The following is a 25,893-nucleotide window of genomic DNA, read 5'->3' as shown; positions in this document are numbered from 1 at the left end:
GGCCGCCACACAACCGTTCCCCGCACCCCCTCAGGCGCACGTCTCACACCGTGATGATCGCCGGGTCGCTCACCCCGGGCTCCCCGTTCTCCACATGCCCGGCGAACCGCCGCAAAAAGCTCGCGTCGGCCTCGGACGTGACCGTCAGGTCGTACCACCGCTCGCTGTGGTTGAGGTGCACGACGTGCGTCACGGTGGCCCCGGCCCGCACCGTGAACGTGCGGCCCCGGCCGCCGTACCCGTCGGCCACCTGCAGCTTCACCGTGCCGCTGCCCTTGTTGGTGAGGGTCAGCTCGATGTCGTCACCGTGCGGCCGGGCGGTGACCTCGGGTCCCGCCACCTTGCCGGGGCCCTGGAAGGTGCGCAGGAAGCCGTTCGGCCCGTGCACGGTCAGGTCGTACGAGCCGCCCGAGTACACCGAGTTCCAGGCGTCGGAGACGGACTTGCCGGCCCCGGTGGTGTAGCTCCAGGGGCCGTCGGTGCGGTTGTCGGACGTCACCAGGAAGGCGGCACCGGCCTGCGCGCCCGACGCGAAGGTGAGCGTGAGCTTCCCGGTCGCCGCGTCCAGCGAACCGTCCACCACCGGGGCGTACCTGAGCGGCCGGGTGGGCCGCGAGCCGCGCTCCTGCCTGGGCAGGGAGGGGTTGGCGGGCGGGGTGGGCACGTAGTCGGGGTGGCGGTTCCCGTCCGGCGGCTGGTAGCCGTCGGTGGACGGCAGCGCGACCGGCTTGGTGTCCTTGCGGGAGAAGTCGAACGCCGAGGTCAGGTCGCCGCTGACGGTGCGCCGCCAGGGCGAGATGTTGGGCTCGTGGACGCCGAAGCGGGCCTCCATGAACCGGATGATCGAGGTGTGGTCGAGCGTCTCGGAGCAGACGTAACCGCCCTTGCTCCACGGGGAGACGACGAGCATCGGGACGCGCTGGCCGAGGCCGTAGGCGCCGGCGGCGTGGCTCGCGTCGCCCTTGAAGAGGTCCAGGCTCGGGTCGACCGTGGACTTGCCCTGTGCGGCGGAGGCCGGCGGGAAGGGCGGGATCAGGTGGTCGAAGAAGCCGTCGTTCTCGTCGTACGTGACGAACACGGCCGTCTTCGCCCACACCTCGGGGTCCGCGGTGAGCGCGTCGAGGACCTGGGAGACGTACCAGGCGCCGTAGTTGGCGGGCCAGTTGGGGTGCTCGGTGAAGGCCTCGGGGGCGACCACCCAGGAGATCTGCGGCAGCTTGCCGGCCTTGACGTCGGCCTTCAGCTGGTCGAAGAAGCCCTCGCCCTTGGTCGCGTCGGTGCCGGTGCGGGCCTTGTCGTACAGCGGGTCGCCGGGCTGGGCGTTCTGGTACTGCTTGAAGTAGAGCAGCGAGTTGTCGCCGTAGTTGCCGCGGTAGGCGTCCTGGATCCAGCCCCAGCCACCGGCCGCGTCCAGGCCGTCGCCGACGTCCTGGTAGATCTTCCAGGAGACACCGGCCTTCTCCAGGCGCTCCGGGTACGTCGTCCAGCTGTAGCCGGCCTCGTCGTTGCCGAGGACCGGGCCGCCGCCCTGGCCGTCGTTGCCCGTGTGCCCCGTCCACATGTAGTAGCGGTTCGGGTCGGTGGAGCCCATGAACGAGCAGTGGTAGGCGTCGCAGATGGTGAAGGCGTCGGCGAGCGCGTAGTGGAACGGGATGTCGTCCCGGTTCAGGTACGCCATGGTCGTGGTGCCCTTGGCCGGTACCCACTTGTCGTACTTGCCGCCGTCGACGGCGGTGTGCGTGTCACTCCAGCCGTGCGGGAGGTCCTGGATGAAGGCGAGGCCGAGGTCGTCGGCGTCCGGGTGGAAGGGCAGGATGTCCTTCGTGCCGTCCGACTGCTTCCACACGGACCTGTTGTTCTGGGTGACCGGACGCGGGTCACCGAAGCCGCGGACGCCTCTGAGGGTGCCGAAGTAGTGGTCGAACGAACGGTTCTCCTGCATCAGGACGACGATGTGCTCGACATCCTCGATCGACCCCGCGCGGTGGTTCGCGGGCAGCGCGGCGGCGCGCTGGATGCTGCTGGACAGCGCGGTGAACGCCGTGGTGGCGCCCGCGAGTTGGAGGAATCGGCGCCGGTTGACTTCGGGCATGGGTGAGCGACCTCTCATCCTGACGCACGGGATGGCCGGAACAGGGCGGATTGTGCGCGGTGCGAGTGTTCCAAGGGCATCGAACGTCAGGGAAGGGTCAGGTGGCGCGGATGTGAAAGTCGGCGGTACGCGAGGTAGGTAATCGGTAAGCGGGAGAAGGCCGGCCACGGCGGGGGCGGTGACCGCGGCCGGCGCGGTGCCTCAGCTGATGAAGGAGCCCGCGGCGCAGGCGCTCGCCGTCACCCACTGGTGGGACAGGATGTTGTCGTTCATGTTGTTGCCGTCGGTGAAGTGGTCGCGGGTGAGGTCGTCCACGTAGAGCTCGCCCGGCTTGAGGCAGCCGTAGCCGCCTGAGTAGTTGGCGTAGTAGTAGAAGGCCACGACGTCCTTGCCGCCGACGTAACCGCTGTTCATCACGGAGGAGGCGGCGTTGCCGGCGCTGCCCTGGAAACCGCCGGAGCTGTCGGACCAGTTGGAGTCGTTGCCCGCGCTGACACCGAGCAGGCCGCCCGCGCAGTCCCAGTCCTTCCAGGCCCGCACGTTGCCGTCGCGGCCCGGCCACGCCGCGTTGCAGCCGGCGGAGGCGTGGGCGTTGGCGGGTACGGCGAAGCCGACGGCGGCAACGGCCAGCGTGGTGAGGGCGAGGGTCATTTTGCGCATGATGAATCCCGTTCTGCCTCGTCGGAGGCGGTCGGTGTGGGGAAAGGACCGCGGCGGGCGCCGCGGAGTCATGGGGTCGCGGCAGGTGTCAGGTGCGGGCGGGCACGATCCGCTCGGCGCGCTCCAGCGCCCTGAGGCGCACCTGCCGGTAGGCGTCCAGCCGGGCGCCGTACTCGCCGTCCAGCTGGGCCAGCCAGTGGGCCTCACGGTCCTGGCCCACGGACTTGAGGGAGACCTCGCGGGCGCAGGTGGCGTCGGCGACCGCGATCCGGGTCTCGGCGGCGAAGCTCCTGGCCTCCTCGGCCCGGGTCTGGACCGCGGGGTGCTCCCGGGTGGCCCGCCGGGCCGTGTCCGGGTCCGGGTAGGGATGGCCGGCCTGCTTCATGCAGGCGGACCACGCGTGCACGGCGGCGGTGAACCGCTGGTCGTGCAGGAGCTTGCCGACGTAGAGCGGGCGCAGGTTGCTCGCCGTGGTGTCGAGCCGGAACCAGGTTTGCGGATCGCCGTACAGCCGCCGCTCCGCCTCGCCGTCGCAGCCGCCGGTCTGCTTGCTGACCTGGCCTCCGCCCGGGACGTCGGTGCGTAGCAGTTCGGCCTGCCGGCCGCCGTCGAGAGCGGTGTCGTACGCGGCCTTGCGGGTGGTCGTGAGGCCCTCGCGGTAGGCGCTGTTGGGGTTGCGCAGCCGGGCGCGGTCCTCCTTCGCCGTGATCCGGCTGCCGTATCCGTAGGTACGGGCCCAGCGCACGTCGTCCTGGACGTAGCCGAGCGGCCTGCTCTCGGCCAGGCTCAGCGGGCGGTCCGTCCAGTAGCGGAACCCGTGGCGGGCCATGCACCGGGCGACCAGACGCTGCTCGGCGTCCGAGACCCGCAGGTCCTCCGCGTAGGTGAGGTCGCGGACCCGGTGCGCGGCCGCGGGAGCCGAGCCGTCGCCGGACGTCCGGGAGCAGCCGGTGAGAGCGAGCGCGGCCACGGCGGCGACGGCGCTCAGCTGCGCGGCCCTTCGGCGGAAGGCGGTGCGCTTCATCGGACGGCTCCCTGTGCGTACGGCGAACGGCTCGGTGCTTACGGGCCGTTGACGGCGCCGGCGGGGCGTTCGTATGACATGCGGCCGTGGGGAGTTCCGGGTGCGCCGGAGCCGGCGGCGGACCCGGGTGCGCGGTCATACGAGAGCCGGCCGGCGCCCGTCTCCCGCACAGGGGGCGCTAGGGCCACCCACAGAAACCAGCCAACTGCGGCAGGAGGGAGAGCGGTTCCCCCAGGGCCGACGGGCCCATGTCCCGTTCGGCACACCGGGCGTCGCGGCGGTTCCGTCCGACCGGTCGGACGGATTGGTTCCGGACACGACGGCCCGGCTGTCGGCCTGCCCGGACGGTGGCCGCCGATATCGTTGTCCGCATTCGCGGGGCGGCGATCGGGGACCGATGTTCGAAGTACGTCTGCTCGGCCCGGTGGAGGTCTGGGAGGGGGGCAGGCGGGCCCCGCTCGGCGGCGCACGGCCACTGGCCGTCCTCGCCGCTCTCGTCGTCCACCTGGGCGAGGTGATCTCCACCGAGCGTCTGGTGGACTACGTCTGGGACGAGGAGGCGCCGGCCACCGCGGGCGCCCTGGTCGCCACCCATGTCTCCGCCGTACGCCGGGCCCTGGCCCGGGTCGGCACGGCCGAGGTGATCCGCACCCGGCCGCCGGGCTATGTCGCCGACCTCGCCGCGGACCGGGTTGACGCCCGCCGCTTCGAGGAACTCCTCGCGGCCGGGCGCTCCCTGGGGCGCACGGAGGAGGCCGCCGACGTGCTCGCCGAGGCGCTGGGGCTGTGGCGGGGCCGGGAGGCGCTGGAGGGACTCGGCCCCTCGTTCGCCCGGATCGAGGCGGCCCGGCTCGCGGAGCTGCGGCTGGTGGCGCAGGAGGAGTCCTTCGGGCTGGCGCTGGACCTGGACCGCGCGGACGGTGCCATCGCGCCGCTGCTCGCCCATGTGGCCGCGCATCCGCTGCGGGAGCGGCCCCGCGGCCAGCTGATGACCGCCCTGTTCCGCACCGGCCGGGTCTCCGACGCGCTGCGCGTCTACCAGCAGGGCCGCGCGGTGCTCCGCGACGAGCTGGGCATCGACCCGGGACCGGAGCTGCGGGCGGTGCACCAGGCCGTCCTCACCCATGACACCGCCGTGCTGGGCACCGGGCGGGTCACCCGGCCGGTGCCCGCTCCCCGCAGCGGGCGGCCGCGCCCCGCGCCCTCCCATCTCCCGCCGGACATCGCCGACTTCGTGGGCCGGGCGGACCAGGTCGAGTGGGCGACCGAGCTGGTGCGGGGCGTCGGCGACCCCGGCCGGACCGCACCGCCGATCGGGGTGATCTCCGGGCGCTCCGGCATCGGCAAGACGGCCCTCGCCGTGCACGTCGGCCACCGCACCGCCGACCTCTTCCCGGACGGCCGGCTCTTCGTGGACCTGCGGGCCGCCGACACCACCCCGCTGGAACCCGCCGACGCGCTGGCCCGGCTGCTGCGGGCGATGGGTGTCGACCCCGACACGCTGCCCTCCGGCGTCGAGGAGCTGACCGGCCTGTACCGCACCCACATCGGGCACCGGCGGACCCTGATCGTCCTGGACAACGCGGCAGGTGAGGCGCACCTGCGGCCCCTGCTCCCGCCCGGTCCCGGTTCGGCGGTGCTGATCACCAGCCGCCGCCGGCTGGTGGCGCTGGAGGGCGCCGCCCATCTGGACCTCGCCGTCCCGGACGAGGCGGAGGCGCTCGACCTGCTCCGCCGGGTGGCCGGTGCGGGGCGGACCGGGGCGGAGCCGGAGCGGGCCGCCGAGATCGTCGCCCTGTGCGGGCGGCTGCCGCTCGCGGTCCGCATCGCCGGTGCCCGCCTCGCCGCCCGCCCGCACTGGGCGCCCGGCCGGCTTGCCGGACGGCTGCGCGACGAGCGTCGCCGGCTCAACGAACTCAGTGCCGGGGACCTGGAGTTGCGCACCAGCCTGGAGCTCGGCTACGCCGACCTCGACCCGCAGGAGCGCCGGGCCCTGCGCCGTCTCGCCCTGCTGGACCTGCCCGACTTCGCGGCCTGGATCGCCGCTCCCCTGCTCGGCATAGGGACCGAGGAGGCCGAGGAGGCCGTCGAGCGGCTGGTGGACTGCCACTTCATCGACGTGATCGGCGTGGACGGCACCGGCCTCGCCCGCTACCGCATCCACGACCTCGCCCGGGAACACGCCCGTGAGCGCTGTCTCGTCGAGGAACGCGCCGAGGAGCGCGCGGCCGCTGTGCTGCGGCTGGCCGCGAGCTGGCTGGACCTCGCCCGGAAGGCGGCCGCCCGGGGCCCCGGCGGCGCGGCCCGTCACTTCCCCGAACCCGCCGCCGTCCGCCCGCTCGACCCGGAGACCGAGGAGGCGGTCCTCGCCCGGCCCGCGGCCTGGTTCGCCGCCGAGCAGGCCGGGCTGCTGGCCGCCGTGACGCACTGCGCCGACCACGGCATGGCCCGCACCGCCCGTGATCTCGCCGGGGCGCTGATCGCGAGTTCGGCCGCGTTGTACAACCAGTTCGACGCCTGGTCCCGGGCGCACACGGCGGCCATGGCCGCGGTGCGGCGCGGCGGGGACGTGGAGGGCGAGGCCTGGCTGCTCGCCGGGCTCGGCCGACTCCGCTACGAGCAGGACCGGTTCGAGGACTCGTACGCCTACTTCGCGGACGCGCTGCGGCTGTTCGGGGAGCGGGTGCCGGACGGGGCGGCCGTCGCCCTCGCCGGGATGGGCACCGCCCGCCGCGAACAGGCCCGCTACACCGAGGCGTTGGAGCTGCTGGAGGCCGCGCTGGAACGGTACGGCGACACGGGCGACGTCGGCGGCCGGGCAGGTGTGCTGTACGGCATCGGCTATGTGCACCGTGAGCAGGGACGCGGCCCGCGGGCCCGGGAGGCGCTGTCCGGGGCCCTCGCGCTGTACCGGGCCGCGGTCGACCTGCACGGCGAGGGGCTCACGCTGCGCTCGCTGGCCCTGTGCGACCGGGCCGAGGGACGGTACGCCGACGCCGAACGGCTGCTCCGCGACGCGCTGCGGGCCTTCACCGGCCTGCACGACACCTTCGGCGTGATGTACACCGAACAGGCCCTGGCCAAGGTGGAGTTGCGCACCGGTCGGACGGCCCAGGCGGGAGAACGGCTGGCGCGCTGCCTGGCGGTGGCCCGGGAGCGCCAGGACCGGTTCGGCGAGGCGCTGGTGCTGCGCACCCTCGGAGAGCTGCGGCTGGCGGCCGGGGACGGCGACGCGGCCCGGGAGCCGCTGGAGCTGGCGGTGGCCCTCTGGACGGAGTTGGGGCTGCCGCTGTGGCGCGCCCGCACGATGTGGGACCTGGCAGGGGTGTGGTCGGCGGACGGCGCGACAGAACGGGCGCGGGCCGCGCGGGCCGAGGCGCTGGAGGTGTTCCGGTCGCTGGGCGGCCGCGAGGCACGGGAGCGGGCGGACCACGAGGTGCCGTGACCGGGTCCCGGCCACGCGGGCACAGGGAGCCGCATGACGGCCGCGGAGGCCCTGGTGACGCGCTTGCAGGGAAGCTGCAGAGCAATTGCAGGGGCCCCGGGCACGCTGTTCTGCGTGACGGACATCATCACGCTCTCCGACTCCCGGGTCGCCGAGGTCACCGAGCAGGAGTGCGGTGAACCACTGGTCGACCTCCGGGCCACACCCGGCCTGCGGATCGACCGCCGCCAGGCCGACGCCGACGGCAGCTACGCCCACCTGCGCCTCGGGGCGCTGCGCCGGCTGCTCCAGGCGCAGTCGCTGCTGCCGGACGGGATCCGGTTCCTGGTGGTCGAGGGGTACCGGCCGCCCGGGCTGCAGCGCCGCTACTTCGAGCAGTACGCGACGACCCTGCGCACGGCTCACCCCGACGCCGGCCCGGACCGGATCCGGGAGCTGGCCAGCGCCTACATCTCCCCGCCGGAGGTGGCCCCGCACGTGAGCGGCGGGGCGGTGGACCTGACCCTGTGCACCGCCGACGGCATCGAACTGCCGCTGGGCACGGAGGTCAACGCCACCCCGGAGGAGAGCGCGGGCGCCTGCCGTACCGGGGCGTCGAACGTCGGCGCCGAGGCGCGCGCCAACCGGGCGGTGATGAGCCGGGCGCTGACCACGGCCGGCTTCGTCAACTACCCCACCGAGTGGTGGCACTGGTCCTACGGCGACCGGTACTGGGCCCTGCTGAGCGGGGCACCGGCCGCCCGCTACGGGCCCGCCGAGGCGCCGGTCCGGTCCGCGTGACCGGCCGACCGGACCCTTCTCACGCACGATCACGACCGACCGACGGGGGACGAGCATGGAAAGTCACGGCGGCACGTGTCCGCAGGACCCGCGCGGCGATGCGGACGACGTCTTCGGGTCCATGAGCCCGGGAGAGTCCATGAGCCCGGGAGACTTCGACGCCTCCTTCACCGCCGACATGCCCAGACTGCGCAGACGGCTGCTCGCCCTGACCGGCAATCCGCACGACGCGGACGACCTCCTCCAGGAGACGTACCTGCGGCTGTCCCGGCGGGCCCGGGCCCGGAACCTGACGCCCCAGCAGCATCCGTACGCCTACACCTGCGCGGTCGCGCTGAACCTGCTGCGCGACTCCTGGCTGCACCCCTCCCGCCGGGAGCGCACCACCGACCGGCTGCCCGAGGCCGGCTGGGACGGCGGCCTCGGCACGTACGAGGCCTCGGCCTCCGCCCTCGCGCTGCTGAGCGTGCTCTCGCCGAAGGAGGCGGCCGCGGTGATCCTCGTCGACCTGGAGGGGCTCACCCACGACACGGCCGGGGCACGGCTCGGCGCCCATCGCGGCACCGTCCAGCGCAACCGGATGCGGGCGCTGGCCAAGATGCGCGCGGCGCTGGCCGGCTGAGCTCCGGGTGCCGCGTCCCCACGGGGGTGGGACGCGGCACCCGGTGGATCCGCCCGACCCCCGCACCGGGCTTCACGTCGACGAAGGATGCACACCTTGAACCTCACCACGCCTGCCAGGACACTCGCGGCGGTCGCGGCCCTCGCGATGGCTCCGCTGCTGCCCGTCACCGCGCACGCCGCCGCCCAGGACACCGCGTGCGGGGTGCTGGACTCCGGCGCCTCGGCCACGGCGCAGGCCGCCGTCGATGCGGCCTGCTCCCAGATCGGCGTCTGGTACAGCTGGGGCGGCGGCCACGGCGCCACGCCCGGGCCGACGTACGGCTACTACGACGGCTCCGACCCGGACAGCCTGCACGACAACGAGCGCAAGGGCTTCGACTGTTCGGGCCTGATGCGGTACGCGTACTACCGGGCGACCGGCAAGGACCTGCTCAACGGCACCGCCGACGACCAGTTCCACAGCCCGCAGGCCGCGGCCCGCTTCTCGGCGGGCCAGGGCACCGCTCCCCTGGTCCCCGGTGACCTGATGTTCTGGGGCAGCGGGCACGTCCACCATGTCGCCATGTACCTGGGCGCGGGGCAGATGGTCGAGGCGTACGAGTCGGGCACCCACATCCGGGTGACCCCGGTCCGTACGGGCGGCGACTACGCGGGCGCGATCCGCGTCAACCCGTCGGGTACGCCGGTGCCGCCGCCGGCCGACGGCGGCACGACGTTCGAGACGTGGGGCACGGGCGTGCGCACGCACTCCACGCCGAGCGTCGGTTCCTCCGTCGTGGACACCTTCGCCGGGCCGACCCAGGTCTCCGTGCAGTGTCAGGAACACGCGGAGACGGTGACCGCCGAGGGCTACACCAACGACATCTGGTCCAAGCTGGCCGACGGTTCCTGGCTGACCAACATCTACATCAAGGGGCCGGCCGAGCTGCCCGGCATCCCGGACTGCGGCGGCGACAGCGCGCCGCCGCCGAGCGGGGGCAGCACGGCCTTCCAGACCTGGGGCACGGGCGTGCGGACGCACAGCGAGCCCAACGTGAACGCCGGTGTCGTGGACTACTTCCCGCAGCCGACGACGGTCAACGTGGTCTGCCAGGCGCACGCCCAGACGGTCACCGCCGACGGCTACACCAACGACGCCTGGTCCAGGCTGACCAACGGGGCGTGGCTGACGAACATCTACCTCAAGGGCCCGGCCTGGCTGCCGGGTGTGGCCACCTGCTGACCGCGCCCCGCCTGCCCGTGCTGTGCGCCCGGCCCCGTTCGGCGGCCGGGCGCACCCGGGTGTCGGCGGTTCACACCTCGGCCGGGAAGCGTTCCCAGACGCGGTGCTCGCCCAGCAGGGCGATGACCTGTCGCAGCGTCGCCGTGCCGCTGTCGGCCACGACCACGCCGGCCGCGTCGGCGGGCACACCGGCCGCTTCCAGTGCGGCCTCGGCACCCTTCCAGCCGCCGATCGCCTTGCCGTGCCGGAAGGTCTCGTTCAGCAGCAGCCCCACCCGCGGGTCGTGGGTGGGCCCGTGCCCGTTCGCCGTGCCCGCCTTGGCGTCCCGGGCGCCGTACGCGTCGGTGCCCAGCCCCGGTGTGCCGGCGACCAGGAGGGCGTCGAACTCCACGGACCGGGCGGTGGCGTAGGTGCGCTGCACCGGCACCGCACCGTCGCCGCTGCCGCTGCCGCTGCCGCTGCCGCTGCCGTCGAGCATGCCGCCGGCCGGGGCGACGACCAGCGGCACCATGCCCGCCTCGACCACGGCCTCGCGCACGGCGTGCACGCCGTCGAGGTCGCCGTCCGGGCCCGTGACGATGCCGATGACCCGCCCGTCGGTGGGCCAGGTGCGCCCGACCTGGGACAGGGCGGGGCTGGGCTCGACGTCGGCGAGCGGTACGGTCGGCTCCGGCGTGGGCAGCCCGAGGCCGGCCGCGACCTGGGCGCACAGCTCCGGGTCGATGTTGGCGAGCACCTGGAGTCCGCGTTCCTTGACGGCCTGTTCGTAGCACTTGCCGAGTTCGAAGGTGTAGGCGCCGATGATGTGCTCGCGTTCCACCGGGCTCATGCTGAGCCAGAACCGGCGCGGCTGGCTGAAGTGGTCGGCGAACGACTCGGGCGGCTGCCGGGTCTTGTGCGACTCCGGCACCGGGACGGGCGTCTCGACGTACGCGCCGAGGTCGGTGCCCGGGGCGAACGGGCAGCCGCCGTCAAGGGAGTTGGGCCGGTAGGGGGCGACGCCCCGGTGCACGGCCGTCTGGTGCATGCCGTCACGCAGCATGTCGTTGACGGGGGCGTGGGTCCGGTTGATCGGCAACTGGGCGAAGTTGGGGCCGCCGAGTCGGGTGATCTGGGTGTCGAGGTACGAGAAGAGGCGCCCGGCGAGCAACGGGTCGTCGGTGATGTCGATGCCCGGGACCAGGTGGCCGACGTGGAAGGCGACCTGCTCGGTCTCGGCGAAGTAGTTGGACGGGTTGCGGTTGAGGGTGAGCAGCCCGATCGGCTGCACCGGGGCGAGTTCCTCGGGGACGAGGTTGGTGGGGTCGAGCAGGTCGATGCCCTCGAAGGTCTGGTCCTCGGTGTCGGGGAAGGTCTGGATCCCGAACTCCCACTGCGGGTAGGCGCCGGCCTCGATGGCGTCGGCCAGGTCCCGGCGGTGGAAGTCGGGGTCGACACCGCCTGCGATCTGCGCCTCCTCCCACACCAGGGAGTGCACGCCGAGCTTCGGCTTCCAGTGGAACTTCACCAGCGTGCTCGCGCCGTCGGCGTCGACCAGGCGGAAGGTGTGGACGCCGAAGCCCTCCATGGTGCGGAAGGACCGCGGGATGCCCCGGTCGGACATGTTCCACAGGGTGTGGTGGGTCGCCTCGGTGTGCAGGGTGACGAAGTCCCAGAAAGTGTCGTGGGCGCTCTGCGCCTGCGGGATCTCCCGGTCGGGGTGGGGTTTGCCGGCGTGGATGATGTCCGGGAACTTGATGGCGTCCTGGATGAAGAAGACCGGCATGTTGTTGCCGACCAGGTCGAAGACGCCCTCTGTGGTGTAGAACTTGGTCGCGAAGCCGCGGGTGTCGCGGACCGTGTCGGACGATCCCCTGGACCCGAGCACGGTGGAGAACCGCACGAAGACCGGGGTCTCGACGTCGGCGGCGAGGAACGCGGCCCTGGTGACCGTGGCCGCCGTGCCGTAGCTGTGGAAGACCCCGTGCGCGCCGGCGCCCCGGGCGTGCACCACGCGCTCCGGGATCCGTTCGTGGTCGAAGTGCATGACCTTCTCGCGCAGGTGGTGGTCCTGCAGGAGGACGGGCCCGCGCGGCCCCGCCTTGAGCGAGTGGTCGGTGTCGTGGCGGCGATGGCCCTGGGCGTCGGTCAGATAGGGCTCCGCCTGCGCCGTCCGGGCCTGGTCGACGCCCGTCGGCTGTCCGGTCGGCGAGTAGGTGTCCGGGCCGCTCTGGTCCGGCTTCGGGGGCAGCGGCTCGCGGGGCTCGGTCGGTTCCGCGACCGTGGGTGACTCGGGGCCGGGCTTGCCCGGAATCCCGTCGGCGGGTCCCGTGTGGTCACCCCGGACGGTGTCGGCGACCTTGTCTGCCGCTCGCTTGAGGGGATTGGTCTCGCCCATCGGTACCATTCCTTCGCATCTGGCGGGCCGTCGTACGTCGCGGCCTGCTGTTTTCAAGCGCGGACTGCCCCTGCCCTGAACCGGCTGTGCCCGCGTACCCGGGCGGCCGCGGTCCAGGCACGGATCCAGCGATCGGATCGCGTCGGTTCCGTGGCGGCGGGCGGCTCAGCGCCGTACCACGCGCAGTTCGCGCACCGACGGGTCGGAGGCGTCGGGGATGAGGACGCCGTGGTCGGCGCCGCTGCGCAGGTAGTGGAGGATTTCGTCGGTGATCACCTCGCCGGGGGCGATCACGGGCACGCCCGGCGGGTAGGGAGTGACCATCTCCGCGGCGATCCGGCCCGCCGCCCGCTCCGCGGGCACGTGCTCGGCCTCGGCGAAGAAGGCGTCGCGCGGCAGCATGGCCTGCTCCAGTTCCAGCACGGCCGGCTCGGGAAGGTGCACCCACTCCTGGTGTCCGATGGAGCCGGCGTCCACGACCAGAGCGTGCAGGGCGGTGGTCCATCGTTCCTCCCAGGTAGTCCACCGGTCCGGCGCCCCCGGTTCCCGCCGCGTACACCGACCGTGTGCACCGCGCGGCGAGGTCGAAACACCACGAGAGCGAAGCTATTCACTTTGTTGAATAGCCACCCGCTGTTCGAGCCTGCGCAGGACCAGGTCGCCCCACTGGAGGTTCTCGCGCTCGAAGGCCATCCCGCGCAGCAGGGTGAGGTACGGGCCGACGCGCTCGGCCTCGGCGAAGTAGGCCTCCTCGGAGCGGCCGGCGAGCAGGCGCTGCCGGATCCGTTCGTAGCGGGCCAGCTTGGCGGTGGCCCACTCCATGCGCTCGGCGACGGCGGCGCGGACCGCGCCGAGGTCGCCGGCGTCCGCGCACTGCACCTTGACCAGCAGTTCGTCGCGGACCACGGACGGCCGGGCCGGAGGCTCGGCCGTATAGGCGCGCACGGCGTCGCGACCGGCCGGAGTGAGCGAGAACAGCCGTTTGTTGGGGCGGCGTTCCTGCTCGACGACCCGGGCGGTGACCAGCCCCTCGGCCTCCATGCGCTCCAGTTCGCGGTAGAGCTGCTGGGGAGTCGCCGCCCAGAAGTTGGCGACCGTCGCGTCGAATCCCTTGGCGAGGTCGTAACCGGAGGCCTCGCCCTCCAGGAGGGCGGCCATCACCGCATTCCGCAGAGCCATGGGTGCACGCTAGCATCCGCATACTCAACTTTTTGAATAAATGAGGTGGACTCCATGCAGCCCGTGCACCCCTTCCGCGAGGCCGTCGAGAACGGCGACATGGCCGCCGTGGCCGACCTGCTGGCCGACGATGTCGTCTTCACCAGCCCGGTCGCCTTCAAGCCGTATCCGGGCAAGGCGATCACGGCCGCGATCCTGCGTGCGGTGTCGCAGGTCTTCCAGGACTTCGCCTACGTACGGGAGATCGCGAACCCGGACGGCCGCGACCACGCCTTCGTGTTCACGGCGACGGTCGCCGGGAAGAAGCTCCAGGGCTGCGACTTCCTGCACTTCGACGAGGACGGCAGGATCGACGAGTTCACGGTGATGGTGCGCCCGCTGTCGGCCGCGCAGGCGCTGTCCGAGGCGATGGGCGCCCGCTTCGAGCAGATCGCCCAGGAGGCCGCCGCCGCGCGGTGACCCCGGCCGGGGCGACACCGACGCACCGGGTACGGCTCCCCCACCTCACCCCTTGCCGCCGCTGAAGTTCCGCCACTGGGGCCCGATCCGCCGCCATTCCGCGTCCCATTCGGCGAGGCGGCGGCGCATCAGCCGGCGGCGGACCACCCAGCCGCCGCCCCACACCGCGCCGGCGACGAGCGGGCTCAGGAGAGCGGCGGTCGCCAGGGACTCGCACATGACCTCGGCCTGGCTCGGGGGCGCTCCGACCGGCCGTTCCTCGCGATTCACCCAGACCTGGACCCGGCTGCCCGCCCTGGCCGTGGGCAGGGCCTTGGCCAGGCCGGTGCGGGTGGTGCCGGCCGCGTCCGTCCAGCGCACGGTGACCCACGACTTGCCCACGTCGTAACCGGTGAGGACGGGTGAGCCGGCCGCCGCGTTCTCGGTCAGCCGGGCCGACACCGGGTGGATGGCGGCGCGCCGGTCGGCGAAGTTCCGGTGCACGGCGGCGCCGGCCGCTCCTCCGGCGAGCAGCCCGCCGAGGAGGGCCACGGTCCACACGGCGAGCACGATCCAGGCTTCCACGACGTCGCTGTGGCGGCGCAGCGGATTGCGCCGCCAGCGCCAGAGCGGTCTCCTGGTCACGGGTGTGCGACGCGTCCTGGTCATGGTCCGGCGCCTCCTTCCGGGATCCGGAACGTCCGGCCGCGGGGGCCTCAGGCCGGTGGTACGTGCTCCGGGTCGGGAAGATCGGGGTCGAGGTCCGGGCGGCGCGGCGGCCCCGCGAGCGCGCAGTCCACGGCGACCACGCCGTCGACGCCCCGCACCCACCCGGCGGCCACCGGGATCAGCGCGGTGTCCGAGACGCGGCCGGTGAGAGTGGCGACGCCGTCGCGGACCCGCACCCGCACCGGTTCGGCCGAGGCGTGGAAGAGGTGCGGGACGATCTCACGCCGGATCTCCTCGGCGATGTCCTCGTCGTCCCGCAGGAACACCTTCAGCAGGTCGGCACGGCTCACGACGCCCCGCAGCAGGCCGTCCGCGTCGATCACCGGAAGCCGTTTGACGCCGTGCCGGGCCATCGTGCGCGCCGCCTCGGGCAGTGTGGCCTCGGGGTGGACGGTGACGGCCGGTACGGTCATCAGCTCCCCGGCGGTGACGGCCGTCGCCCTGGCCCGGTCGGCCCCGGCCAGACCGCCGGGAGCGTCACCGCGGGCCTGCTCCTTGCGCAGCAGATCGGCCTCCGAGACGACACCGACGACCCGGCCGTCGTCGTCGAGGACGGGGGCCGCGCTCACCTGCCACCGCTGCATGGCTTTCACGATGTCCTTGAAGGGCGCGCCGTGGCGCAGGGCGAGGACGGTGTGCGTCATCACGTCGTTCACGATGTGCGGAGTGCCGGTCATGGCGACCTCCAGGGTTCGGCTGCCGTGGTCCGACACCCTCAGAATCGGTCATCCGGGCCCTGAGGGCATGGGCCGAACGGTCCCGTCTCCCGATTCCGGTCCGTACCGGACCGAGCAGTGGGCGCGCGTCGGGCAGCGCCGGTAGTTCGACGCTACGGCTCCCCCACCGGCACCCGCCACACCAGAGGCCCGCTGCCGCCGATGCCGGGTGCCCTCCGCCCACAGGACCGGGCCGTCACGCGCCGGGGCGAGGAACCCTTGGGGTGCGCGGTTCCGCGTCGGACAGTACGGTGGCGTCCTGGTGTTCGACCGCGGACATCGGATGGCTCCATGGGCAGGTCATCGGGCGGCGGAGGCGGCATGGCCGGCAAGAAGGCGGCGGAGCTGCCGCGCAAGGCGTACGAGGCGGAACTGCTGCGGTTGCAGACCGAGTTGGTGAAGCTGCAGGAGTGGGTGCGGGCCACGGGGGCACGCCTTGTCGTGATCTTCGAGGGGCGGGACGCGGCCGGCAAGGGCGGCACGATCAAACGCGTGACCGAGCACCTCAATCCGCGTATCGCCCGGATCGCGGCGCTGCCGAAACCCACCGAGCGCGAGCGCTCCCAGTGGTACTTCCAGCGGTACGCGGAGCATCTGCCGGCGGCCGGGGAGATCGTGCTGTTCGACCGGTCCTGGTACAATCGGGCCGGCGTCGAGCATGTGATGGGCTTCTGCACGAAGGAGGAGTACCAGCTCTTCCTGCGGCACTGCCCGATCTTCGAGCGGATGCTGGTGGAGTCCGGGATCCTGCTGCGCAAGTACTGGTTCTCGGTGAGCGACACCGAGCAGCAGGACCGTTTCCGCAAGCGCCTCGCCGATCCGCTGCGGCGCTGGAAGCTCTCGCCGATGGACCTGGAGTCGATCACCCACTGGGAGGCCTACTCCCGGGCGAAGGACGAGATGCTGGTCCACACCGACATCAGCGAGGCGCCCTGGTACATCGTGGAGAGCGACGACAAGCGCCGGGCCCGGCTGAACATGATGGCCCACCTGCTGTCGACCGTGCCGTACCACGACGTGCCGCCGCCGGTGCTGGAGCTCCCGAAGCGGCCGTCGTCGACCGGCTACGAGCGCCCCCCGCGGGATCTGCAGACGTACGTCCCGGACCACGCGGCGAGCCTCTGAGCTCCCGGACCGGGCTGCCCCAGGCGGTCGGCGGCGGATCGCCGGGAGAAGGCGCCGCATGCCGCCGCGTGTCCGCCCGTCCCGATGACGAGCCGCCGGTGGACGCCACCGGCGAGGCCTGGGAGGACCGCGCGCCTCCCGGCGCGCAGCGGTGCTCGTCCCGGGGACCGGGCACAGGGGCGGTGCCTGTCGGCACCCCGGAGTTCGGGTGTGGGCGCTCGCTGCCATCATGATCTCCGGGATCACCGGGCGAAAGGCGGCGCATGACCCACGGTGGAGACGGGCATCCGGGGTGGCACCGGCTCGTGCCCGGCCTCGTCTCGCTGCTCGGCTATCGGCGCGCCTGGCTGAAGGGCGACCTGCTGGCCGGGGTGACGGTCGCCGCGTACCTGGTGCCGCAGGTGATGGCGTACGCCGGGGTGGCCGGGCTGCCCCCGGTCGCCGGTCTGTGGGCGATCCTGCCCGCCCTGGCGCTGTACACGGTGTTCGGCTCCTCGCGGCTGCTGTCGGTCGGCCCGGAGTCGACGACAGCCCTGATGACGGCCACCGTGGTCGCCCCGCTCGCCGCCGGCGACCCCGGCCGCTACGCCGTGCTGGCGGCCACCCTCGCCGCCGCGGTCGGCCTGCTCTGCCTGATCGCGCGGGCGGTCCGGCTGGGCTTTCTGGCGGACCTGCTCTCCCGCCCCGTCCTGATCGGCTACCTGGCCGGGGTCGCTCTGATCATGGTGGTGGACCAGCTGCCGAAACTCACCGGCGTACCGGTGACGGGAACCGAGTTCTTCCCCCAGCTCTGGTCGTTCTTCACCCACGTGAGCGAGGCACAGCCGGCGACCGTGGTCTTCTCGGCGGTGGCGCTGGTCTTCCTTCTCGGCGGCACCCGGTACGTGCCGGCGCTGCCCGGCCCGCTGCTGACCGTGGTCCTGGGCACGGCGGCCGTGGTGGCGTTCGACCTCGACGGCCGGTACGGCATCCGGGTCATCGGCACCGTCCCGGCGGGAGTGCCCGGCGTCGCCCTGCCGGACCTGGCCGAGCTGCCGCGCCTGGTACTGCCCGCGCTCGGCGTCCTCCTGGTGGCCTACACGGACTTCATCCTCACCGCCCGCGCGTTCGCGGGCCAGGGCCCCGAGGACGGTCCGGGGCTCGACGCCGACCAGGAGTTCCTGGCCCTCGGCGCGGCCAACCTCGGGGCGAGCGTCGTCCACGGCTTCCCGGTGAGCAGCAGCGCCAGCCGTACCGCGCTGGCCAACTCGTCGGGGGCCCGCAGCCAGGGGTACTCCCTGGTCGCCGGCGCCCTGGTCCTCGCGGTCCTGCTCTTCCTCAGCCCCCTGCTCACCCGGGCACCCGCCGCGGTGCTCGGCGCCCTGGTCGTCTACGCGGCGACCCGCATGACCGACCTCGCCGGCTTCCGCCGCCTGGCCGCCTTCCGCCGCCGCGAGCTGCTCCTCGCGCTCGGCTGCCTGGCGGGGGTCCTCGCCCTGGACATCCTGTACGGCGTGCTGGTCGCCGTCGGCCTGTCGGTGGCCGAACTGCTGACCCGGGTGGCCCGCCCGCACGACGCGATCGAGGGCCTGGTCCCCGGAGTGGCCGGGATGCACGACGTCGACGACTACCCCACCGCCCGCACGGTCCCCGGTCTCCTGGTCTACCGCTATGACTCGCCTCTGTTCTTCGCCAACGCGGAGAACTTCCACCGCCGGGCCCTGGCCGCCGTCGACGAACAGAGCGAGGCCGTCCGCTGGTTCGTCCTCAACACCGAGGCCAACGTGGAGGTCGACATCACCGCGCTCGACGCGGTCGACGCCCTCCGCCGCGAACTGGAGGCGCGCGGCGTCGTGTTCGCCCTCGCCCGTGTGAAGCAGGATCTCCTGGACAGCCTGGAGGCGTACGGCCTCGCGGACCGGGTCGGCCACGACCGCATCTTCCCGACCCTGCCGACGGCGGTGGCGGCGTACCGGGAGTGGCTGGGGGCGCAGCCGGGCGGGTCCGGGACGTGAAGCCGTACCGAAGGTTCCGGACCGGCGGGCCGCTCGGCCCACGGCCGGAACGGGCCCGGAGCCGCACGCTGACAGGAGAAGGCGCGCCCTGACCTGGGCGCCTGTGCTGACACGAGGGCCGATCCGCTCGACGGTCGTCCACCTCGGTCAGGGGCAGGACGAGTTGATCCGCACGCGAGGCGGGCGGCCGGACCGGACGGGTTCGCATGGTCCCACCGGAACAGCCCCGGCAAGGCGCGGGATCACCGACGTCCCCGGCCGAAGCCGGCTGAGGGGAGGACCAGGAGGAAGGTGCAGCCTTCTTCCGGGGCGGTGTCGAGTTGGAGACGACCGCCGTGGCCCTCCGCGATGGCCGCCGTGACGGCGAGACCGAGGCCACTGCCGCCGTGGGGCTCAGCCGCCGCGCCGCACCCGGGCCGCCTCGCGGGCCTCCGCGAGCTTGCGCGCCTCGCTGCTCTTGCGGGACGGCCTGCCGCCGGAGCCACCCCTCGCGTCCTTGGTGCTGCCCATGCCACGGAACGGGGCGTTGTGGTTCTTGGGACGCGGCACGGCCGGCCCGCCGTCGAGGGGCTTTCCGGAGGGGGCCCTGGCTCCGGTGATCCGGCTCAGCTCCGCCTCGCCGGACCGCACCTTGGTGACCCTGGGGGCTACGTCGGCGTCCGTCATGACCTGGCTGGTCTCGCGGCGCTGTCCCGGCAGGACGAGTGTCACGACGGTGCCGGAGCGGCCGGCCCGGGCCGTGCGGCCCGCTCGGTGCAGATAGTCCTTCGGGTCGGTGGCCGGGTCGACATTGACCACGAGGTCGAGGTCGTCGACGTGCAGGCCGCGTGCGGCGACGTTCGTCGCCACCAGCGTGGTGACCTGGCCGTTCTTGAACTGGGCGAGGGTCCGGGTGCGCTGCGGCTGGGACTTCCCGCTGTGCAGGGCGGCGGCGGCCACACCGCTGGCCCGCAGATGCCGCGTGAGCTGGTCGACGCCGTGCTTGGTGTCGAGGAACAGCAGGACGCGGCCGTCCCGGGCGGCGATCTCGGTGGTCACGGCGTACCGGTCGGGACCGTGCACGACGAAGACGTGGTGGTCGATCGCGGAGACCGCGCCGGAGGAGGGGTCCACGGAGTGGACGGCGGGGTCACGCAGGTAGTCGAGCACCAGCTGGTCGACATCGCGGTCGAGGGTGGCGGAGAACAGCATCCGCTGCCCGTCCGGACGCACCTGGTCCAGGATCTCGGTGACCTGCGGCAGGAACCCCATGTCGCACATCTGGTCGGCCTCGTCCAGGACCGCGATGCGTACCCGTCCCAGTCGGCAGCCCTTGCGCTCGACGAGGTCGTGCAGCCGGCCGGGCGTGGCGACGACGATCTCGGCGCCGTCCCGCAGCACGGCGGTCTGCCGTCCGATGGACACTCCGCCGACCACGGTCGCGAGCCGCAGCCGCAGCGCCTCGGCGTACGGGGTGAGCACCTCACCGATCTGCTGCGCCAGCTCCCTGGTGGGCACCAGAACGAGCGCCAGCGGCTCCTTGGGCTGCGCGCGCCGCCCGGCCGTCCGGGCGAGCATCCCCAGGCCGAAGGCGAGCGTCTTGCCGGATCCGGTGCGGCCCCGGCCCAGGACGTCCCGTCCCGCCAGGGCGTTCGGCAGCGCCGCCGCCTGGATGGGGAAGGGCGCGGTCACACCGTGCTCGTCGAGCACCCGCAGGACCTCGGCCGGCAGCCCCAGCTGCGCGAAGGACACCGCCGCGGACGGCGCCGAAGTGGCGCCCGACGCCTCGGACACATGGTCCCGCTGCCGGGCATCGGCACGTGCTGATTCACTCACAGAAAGCCTTCCTCCAAAGGGACCGTACCGAGGAAGGCGCGGCGGGGACGCGGCCACCAGCCAGGGACACCGAACCGGGCACCGACACAGCGACCCTGCAAACACACGACGCTAGCACAGGGCACGCGCTTATCCAGACCAATGCTCTGAACAGGCCTTTCACGTCGAGTTCGGTACACAGGGCGGATTCAGACGGCCACTCCCACCCTCGGCTGCGCTCCTGCCCGGGCACTGCGAGACGTGGCCGAGAAACGGCCTATGCACCGTCGTTGCCATCGCGCAGGGAACGAATCATGCTCCGCAGGCTCCGGAACGCGGCTGACTGCTCGGTCTCGGTCATGCCGGCCAGCATTCTGACCTCGACGGACCGGACCGCCACGGTCGCCTTCTCCAGGCTCCGTCGGCCGCGAGGCGTGAGCCGCGCGGGAAGAACCTTCCCGACGGGCGCCTCCGCGGGCCGGGTCACGTAGCCGTCTCGTTCCAGGGTCTGCAGCAGCACGTTCATCGTCTGCCGTGTCACGAACGCGCCACGCGCGAGCTCCGAGTTCGACAAGCCCGGCCGTTGAGCCAGCAGCTCAAGGCAGGAGTAGTGCGTCACGCTCATCCCGAGTGGCCGCAGCACCTCCTCCATGGCTGCGCGCAGGGCGCTCGAAGCCTCCTTCAGCAGGTAGCCCAGTGATTTGTCCAGGTCAACGCCGGCACCGTTTTGACTCATGTCAGGATTCTGACATACATTGACCTGTGTCAGTAATCTGACACGAAGAGAAGGAGCACCATCATGCCCGCCACCGGCCCCGACTTCATCTCGCTCCAGGCGCGCGACCTCGACGCTTCGCAGGCGTTCTACGAGCAGTACCTCGGCCTCGTCCGCTCGCAGGCGGGACCTCCGCACGCCGTCGTCTTCGAGACGAAGCCGATCGCGTTCGCACTCCGCGACGTCGTTCCCGGCACCGACCTCGCATCCGTTGCCCAGCCCGGCATCGGTGCCGCGATCTGGCTCCACGCCACCGACGTCCAGGCCATCCACGATGCCCTCGCCGCCGACGGTCACACCATCGTCTCCGCACCGATCGACGGCCCCTTCGGCCGGACATTCACCTTCGCCGACCCCGACGGCTACCACGTCACTCTCCACGACCGCGTCTGACAGGCGAACACCACCGACGGTCACCGTTCCCCCGAAGACCGCCGGTCGCGCCCGAGCCGCGAGAATCCGGGCGACATTTACTGCCTCGACGCCGCCGCGGACAATCGGCTGACCGCCTCCACCCCTGCTGCCGGCACGCCGCGCCCGCTGCGTGATCCGGGCGCGCCACCACTGGGCTCGTTGAGCAGGTGCTGCAGTTCGTCCGCGGCGTTCCTGAGGAGGTGGCCGTCGCGGGTGGCGTGAAGGGTTTCGAGGACGAAGGCGTGCTTCGATCTTCACGAGGGGACGACGCCGGCATCCCGTACCAGGTGAACCGCATCGCCCGCAGGGCCCGCTCGAACGCCGCGTCGCGGCCCGGTTCGTACTCGATCCGTGCCGGCTCGGTGTTGCGCGTCAGGGGTGGCCGACGTAGGCGACGAGTCCGCCGACGGTCAGGCCCCATGCGCATCCGCGGCGGAAGGATTCGTGGCGCATGCCCGGGGTGTGCTGCGCGTCGGTCATCGCGTACGGTGCGCGGATCCCCAGTTCCACGCCGCACAGGCACACGACGTATCCGTGACTCAGGGCGGCGGCCTGCCACTCGGGGTCGTGCGGGACCCAGGTGCGGGAGTAGATCTCACCGTCGGGCGTCCGCAGTTCCAGCCGGGAGCAGGTGTATCCGAGGCGCTGCGCCAGTTTTGGCTGTTCATCGGGTATCTCGTGCAGCTCCCATCCGGGGATCGAGCGCAGGTTGGCGTAGCCGGGCGGCCTGCGTCTCATGCCGAAGTAGACCTCGTCGAGGTCGCGTCGCAGTGCCTCGCGCATGCACAGCTCGTCCAATATGGTGGGCCACTTGTTGTCGGGGCGGCCCCCGTCATCGTCGGATCCTGGCGGGTCGGCCAGGCGCAGGTCGGGGAACTCGGGCGGTAGGCGCCGCATGCCGAACAGGATGGCGCCTTCGATCCGCGGTTCCTCGGGTATCCCGTCGAGCGAGGCTCCCTTCGGCACGACGTACCCGAAGTCGCCCACGCCCAAGGCATGCCTGAACTCGAAGAGGGCAACGGGCATGTGGCGTGTCTGTGCGGGATCGAGGGTGACTGTGCCTTCCGCGGTCTCCAGACCCATCAGCACGCCTTTGAGCCGCAGTGCGGGGTCGTCGCTGAACAGGATCTGCCCGTTGTCGTCGACCTGTTCGAACTGATGCCGGCTCATCTCCTGCAGCCCTCCGGTTGGTTGCCGTTCCGCGTCCGCGAAGCAGACGACTCCATGTTGAACCATCCCATTGAAGGATCGTTGAACAATCCATACATTGGAACGCGTGCACCACCAGGCCGGCGGTTCCATCGAGAGCAGGGGTGACGGTGAGCGCGGAGGAAGCAGGCACCGGGCGGACAGGCGTGGCTTGGCGGGTGCTGGTGGGCGCCGTAAGCACCGGCGCAGCGTTGGCGCTGTGTGCGATCGTGCGTCTGATCGGGCACACGGCCTTCGTCGCGCACGCCCAGTGGATCGACTTGCTGTGCGCGCTGGCGATCCTCCTCGGCTGCGTGTTCCTGTGCACGTGCTGGTACTTGGACCTCCGGTGGCTGCTGTGTGCGGTGTGCCTCTTCGGGGTGCTGATCCTGCAGAACCTGGAGCTGGATCAGCAGGCACTGCACCAGCGCGGGCGTACCGAACACGTCAGGGTCCGGCAGATCCAGTGGTCCGCCGGCGACGGCATGGATCCCGGCGTCCACCGCTACACGGTCACCGTCCTCGACGGCCCACCGCTGGCTCCGTTCGAGGAGAACGGGCTCATGGGCTGGAAGTGGGTGGTGGGCGGCACTTACACGGTGACCGTCGATCCCCAGGGCGATGCCCCGCTCAGTCGGGGGGACAAGCCCGGGCCTCCGGTGATCCAGCAGTTCCTGCAGATCCCGCTCGGCCTCGGCCTGGCCTTCGCCCTGTGGCGGCCCGCAGGCCTGCTCCTGCGCCGGCGACGCGTCCCGTCAGCCGGACCCACTCAGCCGTAGAGGGCTGTGATCGAGCGGCGCCGGGGCGCCGACCATCTCACCCGCTCTGCGCGCACCCCGAAGCCGACCGTACGGCGCACCGCGGGGAAATCCTGACCTCGGCGAAACGCCACGTCATGCCTGACCATGCGCGATCAGGGCTGCGTGGGGCAACACCAGCACGTCACCGGGACCGGCGAACTCGCCGCACAGAAGGTCGAAGTGCTCTTTGATCTTTGCGACGACCGCTGGGGTCTGACTCGTGACGATCTGCCCGATCGTCGCCACTCCGGCCGCCGGTCCGCTCCACCACTCTTCGCGAGTCGTCCGATGGTTCCAGACCATGGTGCTGCACACACCGTTCACCAGTCCGGCCCCGTCCAACAACGCAGCGAACCCCTGCTCAGAGCGCGGGAAATCATCTTCGGGCGCAAGAGTCGGCAGGCCGGCGGGACGGGCTGCGCCAGCCGCCTGGACTGCCCTGCCGAGGAGTGCTTGCCCGGCAGCCGGAGGGGCTGCCCAGATGGTGAGGGCTATCCGGCCACCAGGCCGCGTCACCCGGCGCAGCTCCCGCAGGGTCTCACCGGGCCGTCCGACATGGTTGAGAACGAAGTTACCGACCACGACGTCAAACTCGTCGTCGGAGAACGGAAGACGAGGCAGGGACGCAAGTCGTACCTCGGCTTCTGGAACGGCCCGCGCGGCGCGGGCGACCATGCCTGGCTCGGCGTCCACCGCCGTCACCCTCGCTCCCTGCCTGCACGCGGCTGCGGCAACGGTGCCGGTACCCGTCCCCACATCAAGGACCCGGGCCCCCTGTCGGACCGTGGCAGCTCGGAGGAGCTCGGGCACTGGATACGCGCAGAGTCCGGCAAAACTCGCAGCGTAGGCATCGGCCTGTCCTGCCCACGCCCGCCGCTCGGACTCATCAAACGCCGTCTCCGCCATCGGCACCCTCACAAAGGTCAACGGAAGGAACACCCCGGCCGCCATGCCGCAGCCCATCAGCGTCACGCGCTTCCTGACAGGGGAACAGCGAGTAACCGGAGACCTCGGTGCAGCTGTCTCACGTACCGGCGGCCGGGCAGTACACCGCAGTCATCTGGGGGTGTGACTGCCTGGCCCGCCGGTTCGGGAACGGCACAGGCGATGCTGAACCAGCCGACGAAGCACCGCGGAACCGTCCGGCTCAGCCGCCGCTCTTGCGGCGGAACGAGCGCTGGCTCGCGGCAGGACCGTGCGCCCTACGGACCTTCGACGCATCCGCGTTGGCGGCGGGATCGCCGGCCTCCGCCTGTACACCCCGCTTGCGCGCAAGGGCTTCGCGGAACTTGCGCTTCAGGTCGTAGTGGCCGTCGGCATCGGGCACGAGGTCGGACGTGTCGGACACGGTCGGCTCCGATCCTTCTGGTGGTGCGGACTCCGCGGTCATCGTGACCTCCTGGGTTCGGGCGGCGACAAGCACAGCTTGCCATGCCGTGCGCCGTGCTCGCGCGCCATCAACATCGACTCGGCTCCGCGCCAGCTGACAGCCGGGCTCGTGCTGCTTGCCCGTCCGCACCGGCAGAGCGCCTGCGCGTTGGCCGTCAGGGCATCAGTCACGGCCTGTCCGGCACCGCCGAGAACGATACCCGGGCCGCCTTGAGGGACCCGATGTACCAGCCGTATGCCGCCGATGAAGCGCCAGGGGCCCGATCGGCCCTCGCAGGAGTCACCGGACCATCGCTACCGCATGCCGAGCCCACGGACGTACTGGCACGCCCCCAGGGCTGCTCCTGGGGGCGGGTACGTGCCGCAGAACTCAGCCGACGAACTCGCCGACGGCGGTCTTCAGTTCGGTCAGTCCCTTCTTCGCGTCGGTGCAGAACATGCCGGTCTTCGGATCGGTGTAGAGCTCGTTGTCGATGCCCGCGTAGCCGTGGCCCATCGAGCGCTTGATGACGGCGATGCTCTTCGCCTTGTCCACGTCGAGGACCGGCATGCCGGAGATGGCGTTGCCGGGCTTGCGGGCGGCGGGGTTGGTGACGTCGTCGGCTCCGATGACCAGGGCGACGTCCGCCTGCGGGAACTGCGGGTTGACCTCGTCCATCTCCTTCAGCTGGGTGTAGGGCACGTCGGCCTCGGCCAGGAGCACGTTCATGTGGCCGGGCATCCGGCCGGCGACCGGGTGGACGGCGTAGCTGACGTCGACGCCGTTCCAGCGTGGTGCCAGGTGCGTTGGTGCCGGCCTGGCGCTCCGCCCAGTCCGCTCCCTCGGCGAACCGCATCCGCTCGGCCCGCTCCATGGCTCCGGCGTCCCCCTCGGCCCAGAGCAGGGTGCCGTCGGCGTCGCCGACCGCGAAGACATGCCCGTCGTCGGCCGCACCGGAACCCAGCAGTTCGCGGAACAGCGACGTTACGGCGACCAGCGGATGGGTGCGGCGGTAGGCGTCCAACTCGGTGGAGGACCGCCGCAGCGCGGGCGGGACGCCGTTGTCGGGGCGTACTCCGCTCGCCGCGCAGCGCCGCCAGGAGTCGGCCACCAGGGCCCGCACCCCCGGCTCGCGGTCGGCGGAGGTC

The 25,893-nt window shown here is 72.2% G+C and carries 24 protein-coding genes and 1 pseudogene; 9 read left to right on the top strand and 16 right to left on the bottom strand.

The window, feature by feature from the left end:
• Nucleotides 1–43: 43 nt before the first annotated feature.
• The 3 genes from OHB00_RS43500 to OHB00_RS43490 all read right to left on the bottom strand — a co-directional run bounded on the left by OHB00_RS43500 (nt 44) and on the right by OHB00_RS43490 (nt 3,776).
• A complete protein-coding gene (locus OHB00_RS43500) occupies nt 44–2,092 on the bottom strand; it encodes a phosphocholine-specific phospholipase C (RefSeq protein WP_406443450.1) in 2,049 nt (682 codons plus the stop codon).
• A 201-nt stretch (nt 2,093–2,293) separates the two neighbouring features.
• Nucleotides 2,294–2,752, bottom strand: coding sequence for a hypothetical protein (locus tag OHB00_RS43495; RefSeq protein WP_406443448.1), 459 nt, complete (start codon nt 2,750–2,752; stop codon nt 2,294–2,296).
• A gap of 88 nt (nt 2,753–2,840) precedes the next feature.
• A complete protein-coding gene (locus tag OHB00_RS43490) occupies nt 2,841–3,776 on the bottom strand; it encodes a hypothetical protein (protein ID WP_406443446.1) in 936 nt (311 codons plus the stop codon).
• A gap of 397 nt (nt 3,777–4,173) precedes the next feature.
• Between OHB00_RS43490 and OHB00_RS43485 the strand changes: the two genes are divergently transcribed.
• The 4 genes from OHB00_RS43485 to OHB00_RS43470 all read left to right on the top strand — a co-directional run bounded on the left by OHB00_RS43485 (nt 4,174) and on the right by OHB00_RS43470 (nt 9,847).
• Nucleotides 4,174–7,221 (top strand): BTAD domain-containing putative transcriptional regulator, encoded by a 3,048-nt coding sequence (locus tag OHB00_RS43485; protein ID WP_406443445.1) that lies wholly within the window; start codon nt 4,174–4,176, stop codon nt 7,219–7,221.
• Between the two features lie 114 nt (nt 7,222–7,335).
• Nucleotides 7,336–8,001, top strand: a complete 666-nt coding sequence (locus tag OHB00_RS43480) for a M15 family metallopeptidase (RefSeq protein WP_406443443.1) — start codon at nt 7,336–7,338, stop codon at nt 7,999–8,001.
• Nucleotides 8,002–8,122: 121 nt separating this feature from the next.
• Nucleotides 8,123–8,623, top strand: coding sequence for an RNA polymerase sigma factor (locus OHB00_RS43475; protein ID WP_406446246.1), 501 nt, complete (start codon nt 8,123–8,125; stop codon nt 8,621–8,623).
• Between the two features lie 147 nt (nt 8,624–8,770).
• The gene (locus OHB00_RS43470; protein ID WP_406446244.1) at nt 8,771–9,847 is read left to right on the top strand and encodes an NlpC/P60 family protein; all 1,077 of its coding nucleotides are present in this window, start codon (nt 8,771–8,773) and stop codon (nt 9,845–9,847) included.
• Nucleotides 9,848–9,917: 70 nt separating this feature from the next.
• Here the strand turns inward: OHB00_RS43470 and OHB00_RS43465 are convergent, their stop codons facing one another.
• From OHB00_RS43465 to OHB00_RS43455, 3 genes are all read right to left on the bottom strand, one after another.
• The gene (locus OHB00_RS43465; RefSeq protein WP_406443442.1) at nt 9,918–12,224 is read right to left on the bottom strand and encodes a catalase; all 2,307 of its coding nucleotides are present in this window, start codon (nt 12,222–12,224) and stop codon (nt 9,918–9,920) included.
• A 165-nt stretch (nt 12,225–12,389) separates the two neighbouring features.
• Entirely contained in the window at nt 12,390–12,701 is a 312-nt protein-coding gene (locus OHB00_RS43460; protein WP_406443440.1) for an amino acid decarboxylase, read from the bottom strand.
• Nucleotides 12,702–12,830: 129 nt separating this feature from the next.
• Complete coding sequence (locus OHB00_RS43455; RefSeq protein ID WP_406443438.1) at nt 12,831–13,403, bottom strand: PadR family transcriptional regulator; 573 nt, start codon at nt 13,401–13,403, stop codon at nt 12,831–12,833.
• 63 nt (nt 13,404–13,466) lie between these two features.
• On the opposite strand from OHB00_RS43455, the gene OHB00_RS43450 reads away from it, so the two are divergent.
• Entirely contained in the window at nt 13,467–13,862 is a 396-nt protein-coding gene (locus OHB00_RS43450; RefSeq protein ID WP_406446242.1) for a nuclear transport factor 2 family protein, read from the top strand.
• A 45-nt stretch (nt 13,863–13,907) separates the two neighbouring features.
• On the opposite strand, the gene OHB00_RS43445 is transcribed toward OHB00_RS43450, so the two are convergent.
• Entirely contained in the window at nt 13,908–14,510 is a 603-nt protein-coding gene (locus OHB00_RS43445) for a hypothetical protein (protein WP_406443436.1), read from the bottom strand.
• Between the two features lie 47 nt (nt 14,511–14,557).
• On the bottom strand, nt 14,558–15,247 hold the full coding sequence (locus tag OHB00_RS43440) for a CBS domain-containing protein (RefSeq protein WP_406443434.1): 690 nt from the start codon (nt 15,245–15,247) through the stop codon (nt 14,558–14,560).
• A 360-nt stretch (nt 15,248–15,607) separates the two neighbouring features.
• Between OHB00_RS43440 and ppk2 the strand changes: the two genes are divergently transcribed.
• Both ppk2 and OHB00_RS43430 read left to right on the top strand, forming a co-directional pair.
• A complete protein-coding gene (ppk2, locus tag OHB00_RS43435) occupies nt 15,608–16,411 on the top strand; it encodes a polyphosphate kinase 2 (protein WP_406443433.1) in 804 nt (267 codons plus the stop codon).
• Between the two features lie 263 nt (nt 16,412–16,674).
• On the top strand, nt 16,675–18,405 hold the full coding sequence (locus OHB00_RS43430) for a SulP family inorganic anion transporter (protein ID WP_406443431.1): 1,731 nt from the start codon (nt 16,675–16,677) through the stop codon (nt 18,403–18,405).
• Nucleotides 18,406–18,647: 242 nt separating this feature from the next.
• Here OHB00_RS43430 and OHB00_RS43425 read toward each other — a convergent pair whose 3' ends face one another.
• The 3 genes from OHB00_RS43425 to OHB00_RS43415 all read right to left on the bottom strand — a co-directional run bounded on the left by OHB00_RS43425 (nt 18,648) and on the right by OHB00_RS43415 (nt 20,935).
• The gene (locus OHB00_RS43425) at nt 18,648–18,890 is read right to left on the bottom strand and encodes an ATP-binding protein (protein ID WP_406443430.1); all 243 of its coding nucleotides are present in this window, start codon (nt 18,888–18,890) and stop codon (nt 18,648–18,650) included.
• Entirely contained in the window at nt 18,799–20,220 is a 1,422-nt protein-coding gene (locus OHB00_RS43420) for a DEAD/DEAH box helicase (RefSeq protein WP_406443428.1), read from the bottom strand. Before OHB00_RS43420 ends, OHB00_RS43425 begins: the two co-directional genes overlap by 92 nt.
• A 256-nt stretch (nt 20,221–20,476) precedes the next feature.
• A complete protein-coding gene (locus OHB00_RS43415; protein WP_406443427.1) occupies nt 20,477–20,935 on the bottom strand; it encodes a MarR family winged helix-turn-helix transcriptional regulator in 459 nt (152 codons plus the stop codon).
• A 63-nt stretch (nt 20,936–20,998) separates the two neighbouring features.
• On the opposite strand from OHB00_RS43415, the gene OHB00_RS43410 reads away from it, so the two are divergent.
• Nucleotides 20,999–21,367, top strand: coding sequence for a VOC family protein (locus OHB00_RS43410; protein ID WP_406443425.1), 369 nt, complete (start codon nt 20,999–21,001; stop codon nt 21,365–21,367).
• A 77-nt stretch (nt 21,368–21,444) separates the two neighbouring features.
• Here the strand turns inward: OHB00_RS43410 and OHB00_RS43405 are convergent.
• Both OHB00_RS43405 and OHB00_RS43400 read right to left on the bottom strand, forming a co-directional pair.
• A pseudogene (locus tag OHB00_RS43405) lies at nt 21,445–21,630 on the bottom strand (hypothetical protein); the annotation flags it as partial.
• Nucleotides 21,631–21,760: 130 nt separating this feature from the next.
• Entirely contained in the window at nt 21,761–22,558 is a 798-nt protein-coding gene (locus tag OHB00_RS43400; protein ID WP_406443423.1) for a hypothetical protein, read from the bottom strand.
• A 149-nt stretch (nt 22,559–22,707) separates the two neighbouring features.
• Between OHB00_RS43400 and OHB00_RS43395 the strand changes: the two genes are divergently transcribed.
• Entirely contained in the window at nt 22,708–23,355 is a 648-nt protein-coding gene (locus OHB00_RS43395) for a hypothetical protein (protein ID WP_406443421.1), read from the top strand.
• 114 nt (nt 23,356–23,469) lie between these two features.
• Here OHB00_RS43395 and OHB00_RS43390 read toward each other — a convergent pair whose 3' ends face one another.
• From OHB00_RS43390 to OHB00_RS43380, 3 genes are all read right to left on the bottom strand, one after another.
• Entirely contained in the window at nt 23,470–24,282 is an 813-nt protein-coding gene (locus OHB00_RS43390) for a class I SAM-dependent methyltransferase (RefSeq protein WP_406446241.1), read from the bottom strand.
• 241 nt (nt 24,283–24,523) lie between these two features.
• Nucleotides 24,524–24,766, bottom strand: coding sequence for a DUF5302 domain-containing protein (locus OHB00_RS43385; RefSeq protein ID WP_406443419.1), 243 nt, complete (start codon nt 24,764–24,766; stop codon nt 24,524–24,526).
• Between the two features lie 369 nt (nt 24,767–25,135).
• Nucleotides 25,136–25,474: an NAD(P)(+) transhydrogenase (Re/Si-specific) subunit beta gene (locus tag OHB00_RS43380; protein WP_406443417.1), complete on the bottom strand. Its 339-nt coding sequence runs from the start codon at nt 25,472–25,474 to the stop codon at nt 25,136–25,138.
• Nucleotides 25,475–25,893 lie beyond the last annotated feature (419 nt).

Origin of the sequence: Streptomyces sp. NBC_00631 (assembly GCF_045206895.1) — a bacterium.
Taxonomy (GTDB): domain Bacteria; phylum Actinomycetota; class Actinomycetes; order Streptomycetales; family Streptomycetaceae; genus Streptomyces.
This window is presented reverse-complemented; position numbering and strand designations above follow the sequence as displayed.